This window comes from Microbulbifer sp. CnH-101-G (genome assembly GCF_052466775.1).
The window spans coordinates 1,237,204-1,258,008 of record NZ_CP174292.1 but is presented as its reverse complement, the minus strand read 5'-3'; the positions used below and the strand labels follow the sequence as shown (position 1 = coordinate 1,258,008).

The window sequence follows — 20,805 nt, the reverse complement described above, 5'->3', positions numbered from 1 at the left end:
CCATGTCAACGCTTCTAAGCTATTATTTTTAAAGAAGTTTATCCTTTTGCCTATCTGGGCCCAGAAGTGGCGAAATTATTTCCAACCTGTGCGAAAATGGCGCACTTCGCGAATCCGACTGGATAAAAAGTAAGCGTTTTTAAAAATCGCCTGCTTCCGCCCTTCTATATACAGTAGGTGCTGGAGCAGACTCCGGTCTATTAGCCATCGATTTTTTATTGTTAGAGATAGCATCTATGTCTGCACTGGTTCTGGACGGCAAGGCCCTGGCACAGAAAACTGAAGAAGAACTCTCGGCTCGAGTAGCCGTACTAAAAGAGAAGAGCGGTGGGCAAACGCCAATCCTGGCGACCATCCTGGTGGGTGATGACCCCGCTTCAGCTACCTATGTAAAGATGAAGGGAAATGCTTGCCGCCGTATCGGCATGGATTCCATGCAGGTGGAACTGCCCTCCTCCACCACCACTGAGGAGTTACTCGCCAAGATTGAGGCGCTCAACGCCAACCCCAACGTCCACGGTATTCTACTTCAGCACCCGGTGCCGGCACAGATCGATGAGCGTGCCTGTTTCGACGCGATTAGCCTGGAGAAAGATGTAGACGGCGTGACCTGCCTGGGCTTTGGGCGTATGGCCATGGGTGAAGAGGCCTATGGCTGCGCGACCCCCAAAGGCATTATGCGTCTACTAGAAGCCTACAATATCGAAATGGAAGGCAAGCACGCCGTGGTCGTGGGCCGCAGCCCTATTCTGGGCAAGCCGATGGCTGCCATGTTGTTGAATGCCAATGCCACCGTAACCATCTGCCACTCCCGTACCCAGGACCTGGCCGAACATATCCGCCGCGCCGATATCGTAGTGGGCGCCGTGGGCAAACCGGAGTTTATCAAGGCCGAGTGGATTAAAGATGGCGCAGTGGTTGTCGATGCCGGCTACCATCCCGGTGGTGTGGGCGATATCGAACTGGGTCCGCTAACTGAGCGCGTTGCCGCCTACACCCCGGTGCCCGGCGGTGTTGGCCCCATGACCATCAATACCCTGATCTACCAATCTGTCGATTCCGGTGAACGCAAGATTGGCTAGTTCTATACGATTGGATAAGGCGGTCAGCCAGGTGACTGACCTCTCCCGCTCCGATGTGAAGCGCGCTGCCAAGGCGGAGCGTATCAGTGTAAACGGCGAGATAGTCACCGATCCGGCCGCCAAGGTACAGGCTAGCGATGAACTGTACCTGGACGGCGAGCCCCTGCACGAGCCGGGGCCACGCTACATTATGTTGAACAAACCCCTGGGCTATGTAAGCGCGACCAAAGATGGCGAGCACCCTACGGTGCTGGACCTGATTGACGAGCCCAACAAAGCCAAGCTGCATATTGCCGGGCGCCTGGATATCGATACCACCGGGCTGGTACTACTTACCGATGATGGCCAGTGGTCACATAAAGTGACCTCGCCGAACCACCACTGTGAGAAAACCTATTACGCTCTACTGGCGGAGAAAATTGAGGAAGATGCGGTCGCAAAGTTTGCCAAAGGCATCTGGCTCAATAATGAAAAGAAAAGAACCAAGCCGGCCAAGCTTGAGATTCTCTACGCTAACGAGGTGCGCATCACTATCGGTGAGGGCCGCTACCACCAGGTCAAGCGTATGTTTGCCGCCCTGGGCAACCGGGTAATCGAACTGCACCGGGAGAGGATCGGCAATATCTTCCTGGATGAAGAGCTCCAGGAAGGCGAATACCGGCTGTTAACTTCTGAAGAAATCGCTTCGGTAGAATAAAGACTATGTCCTCGCTTCTCCTCCAGGAAATCTCACAGGTACCGAGTGAAACCCTGTGGATCGCCGATGAAAACAGCAAGCCCTTGCTACAGCCGGGTTTCCACTTCGAAGGCGATTTCCTTACCAACCGCTGGGATATTGCCGAGCTGGCCCAGGGTAAGGTTGGGCGCAGCTTCTATAACGACTTTCACTTTGAAGAGCTGGATCGCCGCTATCGCCGCATCGTTTATTCAGTTTCTAAAGAGAAGGCCGTCGTTCACCATATCATCAACCAGGCCCCCCGACTCCTCGGAGAGGGTGGCGAACTGGTATTACTGGGTGAAAAGCAGAGCGGCATTAAAAGCTATGCACTGAAAGTTGCGGAGCGCCTGGATAGCGGTAAGCACCTACAAAAATGCGGTAATGATTATTGCAGCATTAACCGAGTGGAGCATCCTCAGGGCGGAAAGCTCATCGCCGAGGAGGATTACCCGCAGCTGCGCAGTCTGCCAGAGTTAGGCGGCCTCTACAGTAAGCCCGGTCTGTTCGGCTGGAACAAGATTGATAAGGGCAGCGCCCTGCTGGCCCAGCAACTCACCACCGAGCTGCCCAAGGAAAACGCCCAGGTAGTGGACCTCGGCTGTGGCTACGGCTACCTCAGCACACGGCTGGCTTCACTGGGGAGCTTCCACTTTACCGCCACCGATAATAATGCCGCCGCACTGCTCGCCTGTAAGAAAAACTTTCAGACTCTGGGGGTAAAAGGGGTAGTACTGCCCTCGGATGCCGGGGATGAGCTGGAAAGCGGTGCTGCCGATCTGGTGCTGTGCAACCCACCCTTCCATCAGGGATTCCAGGTGGAGGGCGATCTCACCGATCGTTTTCTGCAACAAAGCGCACGGTTATTAAAAATAACCGGTACGGCGCTCTTTGTGGTGAATGAGTTTATTCCGCTGGGAAAAAAGGGGCCGCGCTACTTCTCTGAGGTGCAGTTGATCACCAAAGAGAAGGGCTTCTGTGTGTATCGGCTGCGCCCTTAGGGCGCAGTTTGCCGACGTCAAATTAAGGCGAGCAGTCGCCAGGACAAGAAATCATGCTTGCAGACTAACGCTATCTGCTAATTTTGCAGAATTAGCAGAATCAATAGTCGCGCAAATTAAACAGGTTCATAGAGAGAGTGTGCTCCTCCAACTCCTCCAGTTGCCGCAAGCGCTCGAAAGCCTCACGCGCTGAAGGTGTCTCCGCTCCCTGAGCCAGATCCCGGTATTGATCGGCCAGGTAGATCTCAATATCCATTGCCAGTTTGGCAATGTCGTCTAGATTATCGATATCGATACTACGCAGACGCTGCAGGAATTCCTTCTCGCGCCCTTCTGGGGCAAATTGCACCCAGGTATGCAGGGCGCCAGGGGGTAGATCGGCATGGAAGTTCTCCAGCGAGTGCTTCATGGAGTCCTCACGTCGTCGAAGCTGATCTAGGAGCAGCTCAACCCGCTTGTTAGTGGCAAGCTGCTCATACTCTTGGTATTGCAGCGCCAATTTGGCATGAAAATCCCTTCCTTCCTGAATAACTTCCTCAACTGTTTTGTACCGCATTAACGAGCCCTGGAGTAATAAGTCGCTAATGTCAGTATAGACAGAGTGTAAGAAAGGGCGCCAACAAGACCCCACAAAAAAACGACAATGGCATTTTTCTCTCTATCTAGTTTGCGGTTTGGGCAAGCCAGTCAGGAAACTCAACGCAAAATTCGGTGATGGGTATAGAGACGACAGCTGGGGCTACTGGGATTGATTTTGCCTGGAGCGCGGGCATTCAGTTCCGACAGGGAAAGTGTCTTTCTACTCACCGCCAGGATATGGTTTTCATATTGGGGCATATAGGCCATCCAGGCGCCACGTAGGCGATTACGCAAAGTTTTTTGACGCCAGGCACTGCCTCGAAGCTCCTGGAGGTCGCCAAAATTGCTGACTAAAACACCATCCTTGTGTAGGAGGCGCATTAAGCTGGTACACCATTCTTGATTTGCGGGTACGGCACGCTGTGCCACCCCCTGGAAGTGACCAAACAAATCATCGATCACCAGATCAAACGGCTCACTGGAGGGGTTTTCCAGGTAATCTACTACATACTCTTTGGCATCGGCATGCACCAGCTCAACATCCTTAACACCGAAGAAGCGGCGAGCCACCTGTAGGTGAACCGGGTCCAAGTCCACACCAACAATACGCTCTGCTGAGGTATAGGCTTGCAGCAGGCGAATCAAGGCACCGCCCCCCACCCCCAACAGCAATACCGAATTCAGACGCTTCTCTGGAAGAAAGAAGGCAGGCAACATAAGCAGCTCCCACAGGGAGCCCTTAAGGGGATCGCGGGGATTCCACTGGGAATGAAATACCCCGTTACTGTACAAGCGAACACTGGCGCCGTGGTTGCGCACCTCGTAGCAGGTGTCTCCCACCTGCTTCTGCCACAACAGCGCCATTAGCTTTTCGGCAGGTCAGTAGATTTCAATAGAACCTGGGCAAAGCCCTGTAACCCGGTAAGGTCTTCCTGAGTGAAGCGGGCAACGGTGGGGCTATCGATATCCAGTACTCCGAGGCAGCGACCGTTATTATCGTAGAGAGGAATAACCACTTCAGAAGCAGAAACCGCATCGCAAGCGATATGGCCGGGGAACTGATGCACATCTTCCACTAGCTGGGATTCACCAGTGGATACCGCTGTCCCACAAACCCCGGCACCCACGGGAATCCGAGTACAGGCGGGCTTGCCCTGAAAAGGCCCCAGACGCAGCTCATCCTCATGCAAAAAGTAGAAACCCGCCCAGTTAATATCTTCCAGTTCCATAAACAGTAAGGCGCTGGCATTGGCAGTATTGGCCAGCCAATCATTCTCCGCCGATAGCAGGCCTTCGAGTTGACTATTGAGCGATGTGTAGAATTTATTTAACGACATTGGCCGGGGCGCCCCCTCACAATCAGTGGCTGTAAAACGCATTTGCCAGATACAGCAAACCCGCGAAATACCTGGCACGGTGTGCACCAAGTGGCAGGTATTTTGCGGTCTTTACAGCAGGAATCAACCGGTGAAGGTAAATTACTGGTAGGGGTCCAACACTTCCTTTTCCGTAGACTCCTTTTGATACTGGTCCGCATCTATAGTGGGGCGTGACCACTCATCACTCTCACCCTGCCCTTCTCCCGAACGGATTGCAGGCGGGGCCGTAGTAACATCGGAGGCCATCAGAGCGGAGCGTTTTTGCTCGAATCGCTTTTCCACAACCGGTTTGGGCGGCATGGACGGGTTCGACTCCCGGCGGATACGATTGGCCATGGTGGACAAATTCGGCCGTCGACGCTCTGCGAGCTTCACGGCTTCAAGCTCGCTGTTAAGTCGATTGACCTCCGCCTGCAAATCCCCCATCTGCGCCTGCAGCTCGGTAATCTGGGTCAGCACACCTTTAACTTTGCGGCTTTCCTTCTCATATAAAACAGCGGCGCCGCCAAAGGCCAAAGCAAAAATGACCAAAATGGAAAACTGACGCATAGAGATCTCCAGGAACTTCCCTTGTTATTTTTAAAGGGCATTTTTACCGTAAATTTCCTGCATCTTCCGAGATGTTGCGCATAAAAAACAAGCTTTAAAGCTGACTGAAGCTATTGCATGGGCCACTGGGCGATAAAACTGTAAAGAAATTTATCGATTAGCGACAAAGGCAATCTTTCCTAAAGACTATGGAAGGGTTTCCAACAATGCACCTAAGTTGGCAGCCTCCTGGTCCACAAAAGAAGTTGTTGTCGAGAGAGCCGGGATCAAATATTGATCCGCGTATTGGCAGCCAATCATTTCGATAGGTTTTTGCCCTAGTTTTTCTGCCAAATCGGGGCAGTGGGCCTTGCCAGTGCGAAGAGAGTCGAGCAATAAGTCATAACCGGGGCGCCAACACTGCAGCTCAGGAAAACTTCTTCTCAATGCAGCAGCGATCCGCAAGCCTTCATAATCCAGGTCCCCCCAGAAAAAAACTGGCAATGGACTCGAGTCATCGCCATACCACCATTGGAGAAACTGCTGCCGAGACGCTTTATCGGCCCCATTAAATGTACTAAAGCGAGCAATGCCAGGATTGCGAATCCGCTCTGCGCCGCCCTGATAACCCTCGCTAAACACCAGGGCCGTGCAGTTGGGCTGCAATTCCGCCAGGCTGATAAAAGTATCCTGATTCTCTATAAAAATCACCTGCGTAAACTGTTCCGGCAGGTAGGCGTGAAGTAACAGTTGGCGCTCGCGAATTTTTCGGCTCAGTTCCGGGAACAAGTTACGCACCAGGGACTGGCGACTATGTAATTCAAGGTACTTGGAATCGCCTTTAAAGCAGCGCGCGGCCAACTGGCGCCAGGAGATTTGCTCAGCAAATATTAACTCCCGGCCTACTGAGGCCCAACAAGAGACCAACTCTTCAACGGAGTCGAATCCCGGCTGGAGTTCCAACCCCTCTATGGGAAAAGCAGCGGGGTTCTCAAAACGGTCGACATAGGGTTCCAGTAAACTGGTCCAGGCGGACTGGCGCAAATTGGGGGATGGGCGATCGAGCCAAAGGCGCAGCTGTTCTTCACTGGCATCCCTAAAGATCAGCTGGGCACCCTGCCACTCTGCGACACCCGGTCGCCGTTTAGGGTTCGGCTTTACCGCAAAGCATTGATACTCATTGGCAAAGTGCTGGAGCTCACTCCACAGTTCCTGCTCATCCTGGGCGGGGTCCCTGAGCGGCTCAAGTACTTCCTGCCAGCGTTTACTGCCAGCGCGCAAATCCAACCTGAAACTGATGCGAGCTTCCTTGCCACGCTGCAGCTGGCTATCCCGTCGGTCCAAAATAAAATTCAGGATACCGATTAACAGCGGGTTTTCCTCTACCCAATAGGGCAATGCCTTTTCCATCGGTTGCCTCCCAGCCAATGGAGGGGTTTCCCCCGAAAAATGCCTGCTCAGTTCAATCTACTTCTACCAGGTCCATAAAATCCAGCGATGCCTGTTGGCGAATCGTGCGGCGGTGGTTGGCCCAGAGTTCGGCGATACGCTCTTGGTTGCACACCTTGCGATCCACATACACCCGCGTATTCAGCTGGCCGATGGGCTTGGCACTGGGGCACTTGCTGAACACAAACTGATTGGAGATCAGATCCATAAAAGGCCCGGATTTACTGCTGGGCATAATAAACAGCAGTTGTAGTCCCAGTGTTTCAGTCAAGTAACGAATCACTTCTTTAGAGCGGGACTCATCCATTTTGGAGAAGGCCTCATCCACCAGCACCATCTGCAAGTGGCTGCCGCTTTCACCAAAGCGGAAGGCTGAAGTGACCGCTGCGGAGCGGATAATATAAGCCGGTGTTTCCAGCTGGCCGCCAGAGCCGGTGCCGTATTGGCTGAGCGCAATCGGCTCCTTGCCCTCCGGTTCCTTATAGATCTCATAGCTGCGGTAGTTGCGATAGTCGCTGATTCGATCCAGCTCGCGCCGCGCCACCTGCTCGTCTTCACTCAGCAGCATACTCAACAGGCGATCCCGCACCTTGCGGTGCTTGGGTGCCAAGTCCGTGTCGAACAGGCTCTGCTCTTCACCCAGATTCGGCAGTTCAATTACCGCCTTAAAGAAGCTCCAGTATTCCTTAAATTCCGCCACCCACTGGTAGTCGAAACGGAAGCGCTCGCGATCGGCGCCAAAACGGTGGTGCTCCAGCTCTTTGTTCAGATCATCCAGCACGCGCTTACCGTCGTTGATGGACTGGTAAATAGCGTGGCACAAGTGAGTGACAAAAGTAGTGTTGAAGGATTTTTTCAATCCCAGCAGTTGATCGTGACGCTCCACCAGCAGATTATTCTTCAGGCGGTTACGCAGGGTTTCCACCTGATTGCCGAGGCCACTGATCAACTTGAACAGGTTGTCTTTATGGCCACCGCTCAGGTCTGGCTCAAACACCAGGGTATCAACGCTGGCACAAGTGGCGTTGTACTCCATCACCGCGCGATCCAGCTGGCGACTATATTTTTCCAACTGCCCTTGCCAGCTTCCAATATCCGCTGAGAAATCGAAGTTATCGGCGGCGCGCTCCACCTGCTCGTCGGCAGTAACCAGCACCTGCTCGGCATCGAAAGCCGGATCGATGGCGGTAATACGCCTTACCATCTCCTCGCTTTCACTAGCGGCATCGTCCAGGGACTCCAGCTCACCAGACAAGGCATACAAAAGTTTTTCGTTGCTTTTTAACTTGGTTTCCAGGGAGCCAGTTTGACGCTGGAGATCAGACAACTGCTTCTGCTGGTTTTTAAGCTGGGCTTTTAGTTCGTCGACTTGCTGCTCGAACTGCTCGAAATCCTTTAGATCCAGGTTTTCCAAAGCACGCTCGGCACTGCGCCATTCGCGCTGGGCTGTCAGTGCGGAATCCACTATGGACAACAGCTTAATATTCGCCAACCCACGCACCGCGTTGGTGACACGGCGGTAAAGCTGGTGGCGCTCGTTGACGTGAGCGGCTTCTTCCAGCAACTGCTCCATAGCGCGCTGCTGTGCGGCCAATGCGCGAGCGCGGGCGCCCTGGCCGAATACCAGCTCCGCATCATCCATATCGCAGCGCCACATGCTGTAGTTGCCACTGGCCATTCCGTCGGCGGTCAGGCCTCGACGGGTACCGCGCAGCTCGTGTTCATCCTCTACCTGTACCACAGCACCGTAGGAAGCGCGCAAATAGTGCTCAGCAGTTTTATGGGTGAACTCCATCAATTCGAGAATGGAGCTGGACGGTGTCTCCAGACGCTCAGCATCACGGCGGGCTTTATCCCCCTGAATCACCCGGGCACGGTTGTTACGACCCGGCAGGCTGCGCACGATGCGAATCGCGCGGGCCTCGTGTTCCGGCTCCACAATAATCGAGAAGCGCGCGCCGCCCAGATAGCCTTCAATCGCCATCTGCCAGCGCTCATCCAACACTTCCACGTAATCACAAAGAACGCGGGGTTCCGCCTGCGGGCACTGCTCACGAATAGCGGCCAGGGCCGCTTCCACCGATTGAGGGTAGCGAACGCGGTTGGCCTGAAGGTGCTGGATACGGCTTTCCTGGGTGCGCAGCTGCTTTTGCAGTTGCTGCACTTTTTGCTCCCAGCTGGAGGCCTGTTGGGCAATCTGTTCTTTGGGAGAAACCTCATCACTGGCGCCGGCTTTGCCACTGCTATCCAGCAGATCGAAGAGGCGGTTCTGTAGGGCCTCACTGCTGGCAGCACGCTCGCGCAGGGGCTCCAATGCGGCCAAGTCAATCCAGTCCTTGCCCAACAGCTTGTGCAGATCCGGCAAGTCTTCCTCGCGGGCTACCTGCTTGATCGCCTGCACCAGTGCTTTATCGGAGAAGGCGGGAATTTCCAGCTCGGCGGAGGTGGAGTTGAGCAGGTTTAATAATTCTTCGGCGGCCTCGCGGTTCTCACGCCAGCTGGCCTCTTCAGCAGACATGGGGGTGTGCTGCTGGGACAGAAGGCTCAGGGCATTATTAATACGCTGCTCCAACTCGTCCTTATTGCGCAGCGCATCGATGCCCAGGCGCTGAGCCTGGAGTTCAACGAGCTGGCCATTAAGTTGCTCGACGCGCTCGGAAGCGATGCGCACTTCACGCTCATTGTTTTCCAGATCGGTACGGAGTTTTTTCTGGTCGTTCTTGCCGCTCAGATAACTTTTTTGTACCCGCTGCTGACGGTGGCGCGCGCATAAATATTCCTGCACCCGCAACTGCAACCACTGATCCCGGTAGAGCTCTACCGACTGGGCAATGGCCTCCAGCGAGCTGACTCGCTCCACAATCTGGCGGGCTTCCTGCTCCATACTGTGAATGGTTTTCATCAGCTCGGAGACGGAGCGGATGGCATCACCCAGATCGCGTTTTTCCAACACTTCCTGGGCGACAAAATCGTTGATGCTCTTTACGGGCTTGTAGGCCATAAAGTTGGCAAAGGTGCGCGCGGCGTGCATGGCCTCACGATCGGAGACTGCATCGCGCCGTCCGCGCAGGGCGCCGTAAAGGCGGCGCAGGTAGGCCTTTTTCTTATCGTACTGCTCGACTTTTTCGAACTGTTTGCTCAGGACCTGGTTGAATTTATCCAGGGGCAGCAGGTGTTTGCCATCGGTGTAATCCCGGACAAAATCCCCCATCACCAACTGCTCGCCGGGGAATACGAAAAAGCGCAAATCACTTTGGCGCGCCTGGGCGGGTTTGCTGCTGTTATCCAGGTGCGCGCGGATGCCCATCACTGCGGTAAAGGGCTCTGCACCGTCTTCACCACTGGTGGGGTGGAAAATACCGGCGATATAACAGTCGGTGGGCTCCACACGAGCGTAGCTGCCGTCGTCACAACCCAGTACATAGGAAGCTAGCGTCCGCACCTGCTTTCCACCGCGCCCGCGCTGGGTGGTTTCATCCTGCCCCGGGTTAAAGGTAAATAGGGTGTCGTGGGCGGCGGTCATCAATGTCTGGATAGCATCGGCTGCCGTGGTTTTACCGGAACCGTTGCCACCGGAAAACAGGTTGATCGGGCCGAAATCATATTCCAACTGCGGGATATTGCCCCAGTTAATCAGGATCAGTTTTTTTAGGAACATAGTCTTTTCAAAAACACAGTCTTTTCGCAGGCGGGAACCCGACAACCTTTTGCAAGGCTCCTGGGCGCAGTTCACACAGCCCCAGGTGGTCGAATATTTCTCGATTTTTTGGCCGGCAGTCCCGGCCATTTTTATTAAACCCTAAGAGGCCGCTTCGCTCTCAAACAGGCTGTGGTCTTCAACTTCTGGGGTTATACGCTCGGAGGGTTTTTCTTCCTCAGCAGCATCATACTTCTCTTCGCTGGAAGTCGATGGAATGTCATTGTCGATCAACTGGCGCAGTACCGATTCGCTGACAAAGTGCGCGATCGTCGGGCGCACTCGCAGCCAGACTTCCGCACTGGTCTCCACTTCTTCGCTGCTGAACTGCACCAAACGTAGCTGACGCAATTTCTTTAGCAGGTTTTTGCGCTCGGCGTGTTTATCCGGCAGGGACATTCTCAGCAAATTTCGCATGCCCAACTCCAGGGCTTCCAGAGACAGCGCGGCACAACCGCTCTCATCCACCTGCCCTTCCCGCAGCGCTTTGTCGTACTCCACTCGCAGAGCGAGAATCGCGGCCACTTCCTGCTGGCTAAGGCGCGCGCGGAAACCGCCGTGGTGCGGTTCTTCCTGATCGGGAAGACCGGGCACCTCAGCACCGGGCGGATACACGCGGATAAACTGAAAACGGCTGTCGTGCTGCAATCGCAACCCCAAGGGTGCCAACCACTCGCGCACCAACTGCTCACAGCGCTGGAAGCGATCGTAAAGAGTGGTTTCAATTACACTTTCATCCCGGCAGATCACACCGTAATCCAATAGGCGCACCATCAGCTCGGAGAATTCACTGCGATTCAGGCGACATTGCGCCAGAGCCTCTTCCAAAGCCTGTTCAATCACTGTTTTTCAGCTCCAGGATATATTCGTCAAACTCGGTGAAATAATCATTGCTGGCGATTTCACCGGTAAATTTCACCTGCAACTCGGCGGCGCCGCTCTGGTTCACCGCCGCCGCTTCGATCACATGACTCATAGCGAGCAGATCACGCGCATCGCGCAATGGCAGGTTGCGGCTGTTGATCTGGCGGCCGGTGCCGAGGGCATCACTCAAGTAATCGCGCAGGTTACTGTTGTTAAAGTTAAACGCCTGGTCGAGCATTTGCTGTAGCTCGATCTCGCGGCGGTTTTCTTCACCGATGGGGGTTTCATCTTCGACCCGGGTATTGACCGGCTGGCGGCGATTGCGCTGCCACAGCTGGGTTTGCTTGGGGTCAAACAGGCGCAGCTGAAAACCGCCCAGCTCTTCACCCAGCTGCTCGAGAATTTGTGTTTTTTGCTGGCTCTCACCGAGGCGCTGGCACAGGTCGGCAAACTCGCCCTCGGCCTGGCTGTGTAGGTAACTCAGCTGGCGAATAATGATATCGGCGCGCTTGGTAAAGCCCTGTAGGGCGCGGCGCAGTGCGGGCAGTTTCACCTCGCAGGCGCGGCGCATGCGGTCCTCGATAGTATCGAGCATCAACCACAATAAAGACTGCCCCTGCTCCACCAATTCCGGCAAAAATTGACGCAGACGCTTTTCCCACTCCGCCTTCTGCATATCCTCTTTGCGACGAATACGCTCAATCACCCGGTTGATGGCATCGCGGTGCTTTTCCACACTGTCCGCAGACAAACGGATAGCCAGATCCGGCTGGAAACGGCTCTCCATAAAGGAGAAAAACTCATCGGTAGCCTGCTGCACCAGTAACTGGGCTTCCACCTCGCGCACCATTTCCCGCTTGCGCTCTTCCAGCTCGGCGATCATATCGGTGAAATCCGCCACGATACGCTCGGAATATTCCCAGGCATCGATCAAGTCGTGGATTTCACCTCGGCTGGCAAAGGCTTCCAAGGCATTTAAGGTGTTGCGGGTATTGCGGTGGCGGGTGCGCACACGGGTGCCATTCACTTCCACTAACGGCTGAGTGAAAAGCCGGCCCCGGCGGCTAAACGGATAAGTGGCGGTGAGCGTGGCGCTGTCCACTTGCTTCTCCAGCCAACCGAATTCCACCAGGCTGTTCAGTACCCAAACGGCCTGATCGCGCAGGTTGCGGAAGCGGCCTTCGGGGTCCTGCACGCCGTCCTCGCTATCGAGCTGCGGAGCGCGGGTCAGGGCCTCGGCAAAAATTTCCAGGATCTGCTCGCGCAGCAAAGACTCACCGTAATCAGCCTTGGCGGTGTACAGACGCTCATACAATAGACGCAAGCACTCAACCACCTGCTCGCGGTATTTACCGGTCAGCGGGCGGAAGAAGTGCTGGTAGGAATCGACGAAGAACAACGACTATAGGCCCGCTTATTCTTCTTCCGGCTTTTGATTGAAGACGCAGTACTTGGTGTAGTCACGCCCATCATCCAAAGTCCATTGGCCCTTGGGTACTTTATCCATTTTTTCACACCAGGCGTCGGAACCACGTTTGGGCTCACAGGCGGTCAGTGCGACAAGGGCTACAGCGGAACTGATTAAAACGAGTACTTTTCTCATGGTTCGCTTCTACAAATGAAATTCGAATGGCTTTTTCTCCCCAGCTGCGACCAGCCAGGGAGAAATCAGTGAGCGTAGTTTAAGGATGTCGTTTAGGGGTTAGAGGCGCCCTACTCGCGGCGCCACTTAGTGCCCTCGCGGCTATCCTCAAGTACCACACCTTTGGATTTTAACTCTTCGCGAATCTCATCGGCGCGGGCAAAGTCACGGTTTTTCTTGCTCTGCACACGCTCTTCAATCAGCGCTTCAATTTCCTCTGCGGAAATAGCTTCTTCGCCACCGCGGGCCTGCTTGAACCAAGTTTCCGGGTCTTGCTGCAAAATGCCAAGCATTTCACCGGCCGCCAGCAACAAACCTTTCAGGCGCGCTTTATCGGCGTCTTCGGCCTTGTTCAAATCGCGGGCGATCTGGTGCAGTTCGCTAATGGCGATGGGAGTATTTAGATCATCTTCCAGCGCTTTAAGAAAAGCGGTGCCGGCCAAATCTGCCGCTTGCGCCTCAACCACTTCGGTTTCACGCAGGGCACCGTAGAGGGTATCCAGGGTGCGCCAAGCCTGGTCCAGCAGGTCAGCACTGAAATTCAGTTCTGAACGGTAGTGGGCAGATAGCAATGCGAAGCGCAGTACTTCGCCAGGGTAAAGTGCCAACAGGTCTTTGACCATGCGGAAGTTACCCAGGGATTTGGACATCTTCTCGCCGTCGATATTCACGTAGCCGTTGTGCATCCAGTAGCGCACAAAATCCACGCCATTGGCGCAGCAGCTTTGGGCTCGCTCATTTTCGTGGTGGGGGAAAGTCAGGTCGCGACCGCCACCGTGAATATCGATGGTGTCACCCAGGTGCTTCTTGATCATGGCCGAGCACTCCAGGTGCCAACCAGGACGGCCACGGCCCCAGGGACTGTCCCAACCTGGCTCTTCTTCTGAGGAGGGCTTCCACAATACGAAGTCACCGGCATATTTTTTGTAAGGTGCAACTTCCACCCGCGCACCGGCGAGCATATCGTCGAGGGAGCGTTTGGACAGCTGACCGTATTCCTGCATGGACTCCACCGCGAATAGCACATGGCCCTCGGCGGCGTAGGCGTGACCCTTCTCCAGCAGGCTTTCGATCATCGCGATCATTTCCGGCAAGTGCTGGGTAGCGTAGGGGACGATATCCGGCTCCAGGTTATTGAGCGCGGCCATATCCTCATAGTAAGCCTGGGCATAGCGCGCCGACAGCACGCCGATTTCCTCGCCGTTATCCCGCGCGGTCTTCATGATTTTGTCGTCAATATCGGTGATATTGCGCGCGTAAATCACATCGCTGAAATTTCTTTTTAGTACCCGGTACAGGGTATCGAACACCACTACAGGGCGGGCATTGCCGATATGCACGCGGTTGTACACAGTGGGGCCACACACGTACATGCGCACCTGATCTTCCACCAGTGGTACGAAAGGTTCTTTCTTGCCGGAAAACGTGTTGTAGACCTGTAGAGACATCTCTTCTCTCAAACTCTTTTGCTGACTGGGCTGGGCCTATCATTGGCCCAGCCTCCAAACACTGCCCTCAGACAGTGACCTGTTTTGTTATTTGCTTTGCTCTTTCGCCCAGCTATCGCGCAGGCCAATGGTGCGGTTAAACACCGGCGCTTCTGCGCTGCCGTATTTGCTGTCGCGACAGAAGTAGCCGTTGCGCTCGAACTGGTAACCCTGCTCCGGCTCCGCTTTGGCCAGGCCGATTTCCGCCTTACAGCCTTTTAGGATTTGCAGGTTGTCCGGGTTTACACAGTCAAGGAAGTTCTTACCGCCGGCATCCGGCGCCGCATCGTTGAAGAGGCGATCGTAGAGACGCACTTCGCAATCGACATTCTTATCCGCAGAAACCCAGTGAATAACACCCTTCGGCTTAACGCCGTCGGCTGGGTCTTTGCCCAGGGTATCCAGATCAACCGAGCAGATCACTTCTACAATTTCGCCGGCATCGTTCTTCACCACTTCTTCGGCAAAAATGACATAGGCATTGCGCAAGCGAACTTTTTTACCCAGCACCAGGCGTTTGTACTTCTTGTTGGCCTCTTCGCGGAAATCCTCTTTCTCAATATAGAGAGTGCGGCCAAACGGAAGTTCACGGGCCGGCAGGTCATCGCGCACCGGGTGGCCCGGTGCTGACAACAGTTCTTCCTGACCTTCCGGGTAATTTTTCAGGGTGATCTTCAAAGGCTCCATCACGCACATAGCGCGCGGTGCATTTTTATCCAGGTCGTCTCGAATGCTGTATTCCAGCATGCCCACATCGACGACGGAGTCGGAACGGGTGACACCGATCATCTCGCAGAAGTTGCGAATGGAGGCCGGAGTAAAGCCGCGACGGCGCATACCGGACAGGGTCGGCATGCGGGGATCATCCCAGCCGTCTACATGGCCTTCGTCAACCAACTGCTTGAGCTTGCGCTTGGACACCACGGTGTAGTTGAGGTGCAGGCGGGCAAATTCGTACTGACGCGGGCGCGAGGGCACCGGCAGATTCTCGATCAACCAGTCGTACAGTGGCTTGTGATCTTCGAATTCCAGGGTACAGATAGAGTGGCTGATACCCTCAATTGCATCACACTGGCCGTGGGCAAAATCGTAGCTGGGATAAATGCACCACTTATCACCGGTCTGGTGGTGAGCCATTTTTTTGATGCGGTAAATAATCGGGTCGCGCAGATTGATATTGGGCGCAGCCATATCGATCTTGGCGCGCAGGCTGCACTGGCCCTCTTCCATTTCACCGTTGCGCATCTTCTCGAACAGCGCCAGGTTTTCCTCGACGGAGCGATCCCGGTAAGGGCTGTTCTTACCCGGCTCTTTCAGCGTGCCGCGGTAGTGACGAGCTTCTTCTGCGGACAGATCGCACACGTAGGCCTTGCCATCTTTAATCAGGTGCAGTGCCCATTCGTACAATTGATCAAAATTATCCGAGGAATATTTGGCCTCGCCATTCCACTCAAAACCGAGCCAGGAGACGTCGCGCTTAATCGCCTCGACAAACTCTTCCTCTTCCTTAGCCGGGTTGGTGTCATCAAAACGTAAATTACAGGTGCCGCCAAACTCCTGAGCCAAACCAAAGTTCAGGCAGATGGATTTGGCGTGTCCAATATGTAGATATCCATTCGGCTCCGGTGGAAAGCGGGTTGCCACCTGGGATACCCGGCCCTCTGCCAGGTCTTCGCGAATTAGGTTCTGTAAAAAGTGAGCGGGCTTGCTCTCGGATGTCATAGGATTCTCTTATTTACAGCTGTGCGAACATAAACGGCGAATTATACCCTAGTTGAGCCACAGAATATCCTATTTAGCTGAGCGTCAGGCGATGATTTTTACTGTTGGCGCACACTTTTTAGGCAATCCATTATGATATCGTGACTCGGCGTTTTACAGCTCCTGACGAAAAGGTATCATGCCGGCCGAAATCAACCCTCATAGGACATTTTATGATCACCTTGCACACTACCCACGGAGATATTGCTATCGAACTGGATTTCGACAAGGCCCCAAAGACTGCAGCCAACTTCCTGCAGTATTGCCGTGACGATTTTTACACTGGGACCATTTTCCACCGGGTGATCGACAACTTCATGATTCAGGGCGGCGGTATGACCCCCGATATGGAGCAGAAAGAAACCCGTGAGTCCATTGAAAACGAAGCGGATAACGGCCTGAAGAATGACACCGGCACCCTGGCCATGGCCCGCACCATGGACCCACACTCCGCCAGCTCCCAGTTCTTTATCAATGTAAAGGACAACGACTTCCTGAACTTCCGCAGCAAGGACACCCAGGGCTGGGGTTACTGCGTGTTTGGTAAAGTGGCCAACGGTATGGACGTGGTCAACAAGATCAAGAGCGTAAAAACCGGCAGCAAGGGCTTCCACCAGGACGTACCTCTGGAAACCATCGAAATCACCGGCATCAGCATTTCTGACGACTACGCAGATAAGTAATTTTTCGAGCCCATTTAGGCTTTAAGGCGGGGACATTGTCTATTTATTTTATTTCCGATCTGCATCTCGATGAGAGCCGTCCAGAGATTACCCAGGCTTTCTTTGATTTCCTGCGCGGCCCTGCCGCCGGTGCCGAGGCACTATATATTCTCGGCGACTTCTTCGAGGCCTGGATTGGCGATGACGACGATGCCCCCCTGATCAATGAAGTGGTACGGGAGTTGAGCCACTACAGTGGCACCGGGGTGGAACTGTATCTGATGCACGGCAACCGCGATTTCCTGCTCGGTGCGGATTTTGCCCAGCGCACAGGGGCAGTATTGCTGCAGGACCCAACCACCCTCACTCTGGCAGGCCAGCAAGTCTTACTGATGCACGGCGACAGCCTGTGTACCCGCGATGAGGAGTACATGGCTTTCCGTCGCCAGGCGCGGGACCCCAACTGGCAGCAGGGGTTGCTAGCCAAGCCTTTGGAAGAGCGCCGCGCTATCGCCGCACAGATTCGTGCCGCGTCCAAAGCCATGAACAGCCGCAAAGCGGAAGACATCATGGATGTTACCCCTGAGGAAGTGGAAAAAGTGATGCTTGAATACAACGCGAACACTCTGATCCACGGCCACACCCACAGGCCGGGTCGCCACCCCTTCTCCATTGATGATGCCCCTGCGGAGCGCATTGTACTGGGAGACTGGGATCGCAATGCCTGGTGCCTGAAAGCAAACGGCGAAACATTGGAACTGATGCACTGGCCAATCGGCTGAGCCCAAACCACCACCCCATCGCTACGCCCGCTAGTGGTAGAGTCTTTGCTCGAGCTTCACAGCTTCCGCCAGTAGGCGCAGGCTGTGTCGCAAGCGCTCTGCCCCACCAAACTTGAAGCCCTTGCCTTGCAAATAGGCACAGTCCATTACCGCTGGCGGCTCTTCCCGAGGCTCTGGGGGCAGAGGGCTACGCGTTCCTAACATGGACTGCAAAATCTCAGCCACTTCCCGATAACTCACCAGGCGATCGCTGCAATTTACTGCCCGGCCCCGGGCATCCTCCTCAGATAGCACCAACTCTACCGCTCGGGCTACATCTTCTCCATGTACCTCCGTGGCAACTCTGGTCTGGGTATAGGGCTCCCCACTGACCACCGCACGGGCAATGTCATACCACTTGCTGCGCTCCAGAGGATTTACCACGCCATAGACTCCGGTGAGGCGCAGGGAAACCGCGTGCCATTGGCGCTGCTGAGCCCAGGCACAGACCATCGCCTCCACCGCCGATTTATAAGCCCCATAAAATGTATCGGGCCGCACCGCCTGATGCTCGTACAAACTGCCGCGCAAACACCCCGTCGCGTACACTGCCCTACTGGAAATAAAAACAAATTTATCCACGGCAGCAGAGTGAGCCACCTGCATCAACAGCAGCGTGCTGTTTAAATTGGAATCGAGATACCTGGAGAGGTTTTCCCCCTCCCCACCTCGATAGCGACCGGGCAAATGGTCATAGGCGCAGTGCACTATCGCATTAAGCCCCCTCACAAATTTGGATAAAACACTGCGATCTGCCATATCGCCAGCAACCCACTCAAAGTTACTGCCCGCAGCAAAGGGAAATAAGCCCGACTTGCGCCCCGAACGGGACATTGCCCGCACCTTGTAACCATGATCGAGAAAGTAGCGAACAATAAATTGCCCGACATAACCACTAGCGCCAGTGATACCGATATTCACAGGACACCACCCGAGGATTGGCGCTGCTCACGGGCAAGCTGCTCGATTCTCAAACTGATATCGCGCCCCTGGTTGACAGCCCACCACAACTCGATCAGCGGTCTGAGCTGTTCCGCTTTCCCATGGTCCTTTTGCCAAGGCTTTTCGTATTGATAGTGAATCACATGAATACTGCTCCACAGCCACAATTGAGGTAAGTTCAGATACAGATACTGCAAAGCATTGTAGATATAAGGTATACCGTGCCAGCGGGGGAAAAACGCCTGTAAAAAAGTTTGGTCGGTGCGACGCCAAAATACGCCGGGTCGATCCAGCAATTTCAGCATTTTTTCATAAGTACCCTCACAGGGTACGGCAGTAAACAAGCCGGAATTCATCCGTCCAAAGCCACCCAAGTCTTCATAGAGGTTAGGTGCAGCACAAAACTCGGGGTAATCCATCAGGTGATCAATATTGCGAAGCACTAAAACATCTGCGTCGAGAAAAACGAGTTTGTTATATTCCTCCAAACGCCAAAGAGCCAGCTTGCAGAAATTATTCAATGGAACATGAAACCTAGGCTTATTCCCTTTATCGAAAGGCGCACGCCGATGTAACCTCTCGCGCTCATGACGCTGAATAAATGCTTCGGAAAAATCCGGCAGGCTGACCTCCCGCACCAAGCATCCAGAAGATTCCAGCCGCTCTGTATTAACGCAATCGGCGACCACCATTGTAACTAGAGGATAGATACTTCCCACCCTCTCCAATGAGCGTTTTAGAGCGACTGCACCAGTCACATACTCTGGGCTATTAATGAGGGTGACAAAGGCACAATGAGACATGGCGACAACTGCACACTACTTGATACTCATTAGGGGGGACGCACTGCCAAATGCTCAGAAAAAACCTATGGGATGGATCATAGAGGGGGCATTTTCTCTTGCGAGCCATGGATCGCGCGAAGACGCCATCGATCCATAATACACTCCACCTGTTTTAGACTGAAACAGTTCACATTATAGATAAAGCTCGCCCGAAGCTGGCCCCCATAAGCCGCTATTGAAAGATAAATTCCGTAGGGGGTTAAACGTGTGGGCAGTGGAGTCGTATGTATTTTCAATTTCTCGCCAACTTCCACCCAGTCTGAAGTTTCACCGGTATATACAGCACTAAAGCCTTCATGATGCTCTTCGGTCTGAAGAAAACTAACCAGGAAACAACTGGAGGCATTAAGGTTATGGCCGATGCTGCCATGAGGACCGATGGAGTCTGCAGCATAAGCCGTGCGCACTGCACGTTTGATCTCTTGCGACAGCCGGGTGAGCTTTTCCGGCCAGGATTCATTCCTGCAAACGGAAAGGTTTCCATAACGAAACATGGGCCCCAGAATATACCGGTGTTCTCGCTTTAGACGCAGTGACAGGCTGGTATTCATCCAAAAGTCATGGTGAAGAAATTCGCATAGAGTTTGTTGGTAAGCGGCACACAAGTAGGCAAACAGGCTGACCTTTGCATCGCCGGCATTGGCCTGGATTTCTTCGAACTCTCTGCCCTCAATATTGAGGGTCGCCTCCTTACAAATGATTGAAACAATTTCTTGATGCGAGGCCTGCCAAACAGCCTCATGCTGTAGCTCCAACTTGTTACACCAGTAATATCTGGCTTTTTGCCCACGCTCCGATTCGAGATAGGTGTCTTCAAAATTGATATAGTCAGCAAAATCCGTAGCTTCTCCCCGAGGCCTATAAGGCTTCCCAGCTTCCATGGTCAGGTAAGCAGTCAGGGATTCTGCCCACAACAATGAAAGACTAATGCCATCGGTAATAATGTGGTGACACTTGGTCAAGAAAATATATTCATCTTCGCCGGTCCGAAAAAGACTGAGACCAAGTAGTTGATCCGAATTTAAATCCATGGGCGAACTACTGAACTGACGCAGAAAACTGGTTATATGCGCCTCGCTCATATGACGAATATCCATATAGTCCAGCTCGATATCGTCAAAGCTTCGAACCGCCGGCTCATCATGATAGCGGCAACGAAAAATAGGATAGGAATTTACAACCAACGGAATGGCCCGCTCAAACAACTCGACATCCACATCGCCCTTGATGCGCATGGCACGGGTAATCAGGTCAGCCAATACCTTGCGGTGATTCAAGTTGTAAATGCTCTGTTCAGTAATTGACAGAGGCACATGGGTGGAGCAATCCCAGCCTGGCATGGGGAGCGCCT

The 20,805-nt window shown here is 54.0% G+C and carries 19 protein-coding genes; 5 read left to right on the top strand and 14 right to left on the bottom strand.

The annotated features are described in order from the left end of the window. Positions 1-236 precede the first annotated feature (236 nt). From folD to ACJJID_RS05675, 3 genes are read left to right on the top strand one after another with little or no spacing between them, the layout of a single operon-like run. Positions 237-1,082, top strand: a complete 846-nt coding sequence (folD, locus tag ACJJID_RS05685; protein WP_152453122.1) for a bifunctional methylenetetrahydrofolate dehydrogenase/methenyltetrahydrofolate cyclohydrolase FolD — start codon at positions 237-239, stop codon at positions 1,080-1,082. After that, positions 1,075-1,779 carry a 16S rRNA pseudouridine(516) synthase RsuA gene (rsuA, locus tag ACJJID_RS05680; protein ID WP_444921856.1) on the top strand — a complete coding sequence of 235 codons (705 nt, stop codon included), beginning with the start codon at positions 1,075-1,077 and terminating at the stop codon, positions 1,777-1,779. The genes folD and rsuA overlap by 8 nt, the downstream gene beginning before the upstream one ends. 5 nt (positions 1,780-1,784) lie before the next feature. Then, on the top strand, positions 1,785-2,798 hold the full coding sequence (locus tag ACJJID_RS05675) for a methyltransferase (RefSeq protein ID WP_444921855.1): 1,014 nt from the start codon (positions 1,785-1,787) through the stop codon (positions 2,796-2,798). Positions 2,799-2,898: 100 nt separating this feature from the next. Here ACJJID_RS05675 and ACJJID_RS05670 read toward each other — a convergent pair whose 3' ends face one another. The 11 genes from ACJJID_RS05670 to ACJJID_RS05620 form a co-directional block, all read right to left on the bottom strand. Continuing rightward, on the bottom strand, positions 2,899-3,354 hold the full coding sequence (locus ACJJID_RS05670; RefSeq protein ID WP_444921854.1) for a hypothetical protein: 456 nt from the start codon (positions 3,352-3,354) through the stop codon (positions 2,899-2,901). Between the two features lie 140 nt (positions 3,355-3,494). Then, entirely contained in the window at positions 3,495-4,241 is a 747-nt protein-coding gene (locus ACJJID_RS05665; protein WP_444921853.1) for a methyltransferase domain-containing protein, read from the bottom strand. After that, a complete protein-coding gene (locus tag ACJJID_RS05660; protein WP_444921852.1) occupies positions 4,241-4,714 on the bottom strand; it encodes a GAF domain-containing protein in 474 nt (157 codons plus the stop codon). Before ACJJID_RS05660 ends, ACJJID_RS05665 begins: the two co-directional genes overlap by 1 nt. 141 nt (positions 4,715-4,855) lie before the next feature. Then, entirely contained in the window at positions 4,856-5,305 is a 450-nt protein-coding gene (locus ACJJID_RS05655) for a hypothetical protein (protein ID WP_444921851.1), read from the bottom strand. A gap of 186 nt (positions 5,306-5,491) precedes the next feature. After that, positions 5,492-6,694, bottom strand: coding sequence for a Wadjet anti-phage system protein JetD domain-containing protein (locus tag ACJJID_RS05650; RefSeq protein ID WP_444921850.1), 1,203 nt, complete (start codon positions 6,692-6,694; stop codon positions 5,492-5,494). A gap of 52 nt (positions 6,695-6,746) precedes the next feature. Beyond that, positions 6,747-10,391: an ATP-binding protein gene (locus ACJJID_RS05645; RefSeq protein WP_444921849.1), complete on the bottom strand. Its 3,645-nt coding sequence runs from the start codon at positions 10,389-10,391 to the stop codon at positions 6,747-6,749. Between the two features lie 141 nt (positions 10,392-10,532). Continuing rightward, complete coding sequence (locus tag ACJJID_RS05640; protein ID WP_444921848.1) at positions 10,533-11,273, bottom strand: DUF4194 domain-containing protein; 741 nt, start codon at positions 11,271-11,273, stop codon at positions 10,533-10,535. Further along, positions 11,266-12,693 carry a Wadjet anti-phage system protein JetA family protein gene (locus tag ACJJID_RS05635; protein ID WP_444921847.1) on the bottom strand — a complete coding sequence of 476 codons (1,428 nt, stop codon included), beginning with the start codon at positions 12,691-12,693 and terminating at the stop codon, positions 11,266-11,268. The genes ACJJID_RS05640 and ACJJID_RS05635 overlap by 8 nt, the downstream gene beginning before the upstream one ends. Before the next feature lie 15 nt (positions 12,694-12,708). Then, entirely contained in the window at positions 12,709-12,897 is a 189-nt protein-coding gene (locus ACJJID_RS05630; protein ID WP_444921846.1) for a DUF3012 domain-containing protein, read from the bottom strand. A 110-nt stretch (positions 12,898-13,007) separates the two neighbouring features. Then, entirely contained in the window at positions 13,008-14,384 is a 1,377-nt protein-coding gene (gene cysS, locus ACJJID_RS05625; protein ID WP_444921845.1) for a cysteine--tRNA ligase, read from the bottom strand. 87 nt (positions 14,385-14,471) lie between these two features. Further along, positions 14,472-16,145, bottom strand: coding sequence for a glutamine--tRNA ligase/YqeY domain fusion protein (locus ACJJID_RS05620; RefSeq protein ID WP_444921844.1), 1,674 nt, complete (start codon positions 16,143-16,145; stop codon positions 14,472-14,474). 212 nt (positions 16,146-16,357) lie between these two features. Here ACJJID_RS05620 and ACJJID_RS05615 point away from each other — a divergent pair, with 212 nt between their 5' ends. Beyond that, positions 16,358-16,867, top strand: a complete 510-nt coding sequence (locus tag ACJJID_RS05615; protein ID WP_152453099.1) for a peptidylprolyl isomerase — start codon at positions 16,358-16,360, stop codon at positions 16,865-16,867. A gap of 35 nt (positions 16,868-16,902) precedes the next feature. Then, positions 16,903-17,628: a UDP-2,3-diacylglucosamine diphosphatase gene (locus tag ACJJID_RS05610; RefSeq protein WP_444921843.1), complete on the top strand. Its 726-nt coding sequence runs from the start codon at positions 16,903-16,905 to the stop codon at positions 17,626-17,628. Positions 17,629-17,658: 30 nt separating this feature from the next. Here ACJJID_RS05610 and ACJJID_RS05605 read toward each other — a convergent pair whose 3' ends face one another. The 3 genes from ACJJID_RS05605 to ACJJID_RS05595 form a co-directional block, all read right to left on the bottom strand. After that, entirely contained in the window at positions 17,659-18,588 is a 930-nt protein-coding gene (locus ACJJID_RS05605; RefSeq protein ID WP_444921842.1) for an NAD-dependent epimerase/dehydratase family protein, read from the bottom strand. Continuing rightward, positions 18,585-19,412 carry a glycosyltransferase gene (locus ACJJID_RS05600; RefSeq protein ID WP_444921841.1) on the bottom strand — a complete coding sequence of 276 codons (828 nt, stop codon included), beginning with the start codon at positions 19,410-19,412 and terminating at the stop codon, positions 18,585-18,587. The genes ACJJID_RS05605 and ACJJID_RS05600 overlap by 4 nt, the downstream gene beginning before the upstream one ends. A 77-nt stretch (positions 19,413-19,489) precedes the next feature. Further along, the gene (locus tag ACJJID_RS05595) at positions 19,490-20,794 is read right to left on the bottom strand and encodes a condensation domain-containing protein (protein WP_444921840.1); all 1,305 of its coding nucleotides are present in this window, start codon (positions 20,792-20,794) and stop codon (positions 19,490-19,492) included. Positions 20,795-20,805: the final 11 nt, after the last annotated feature.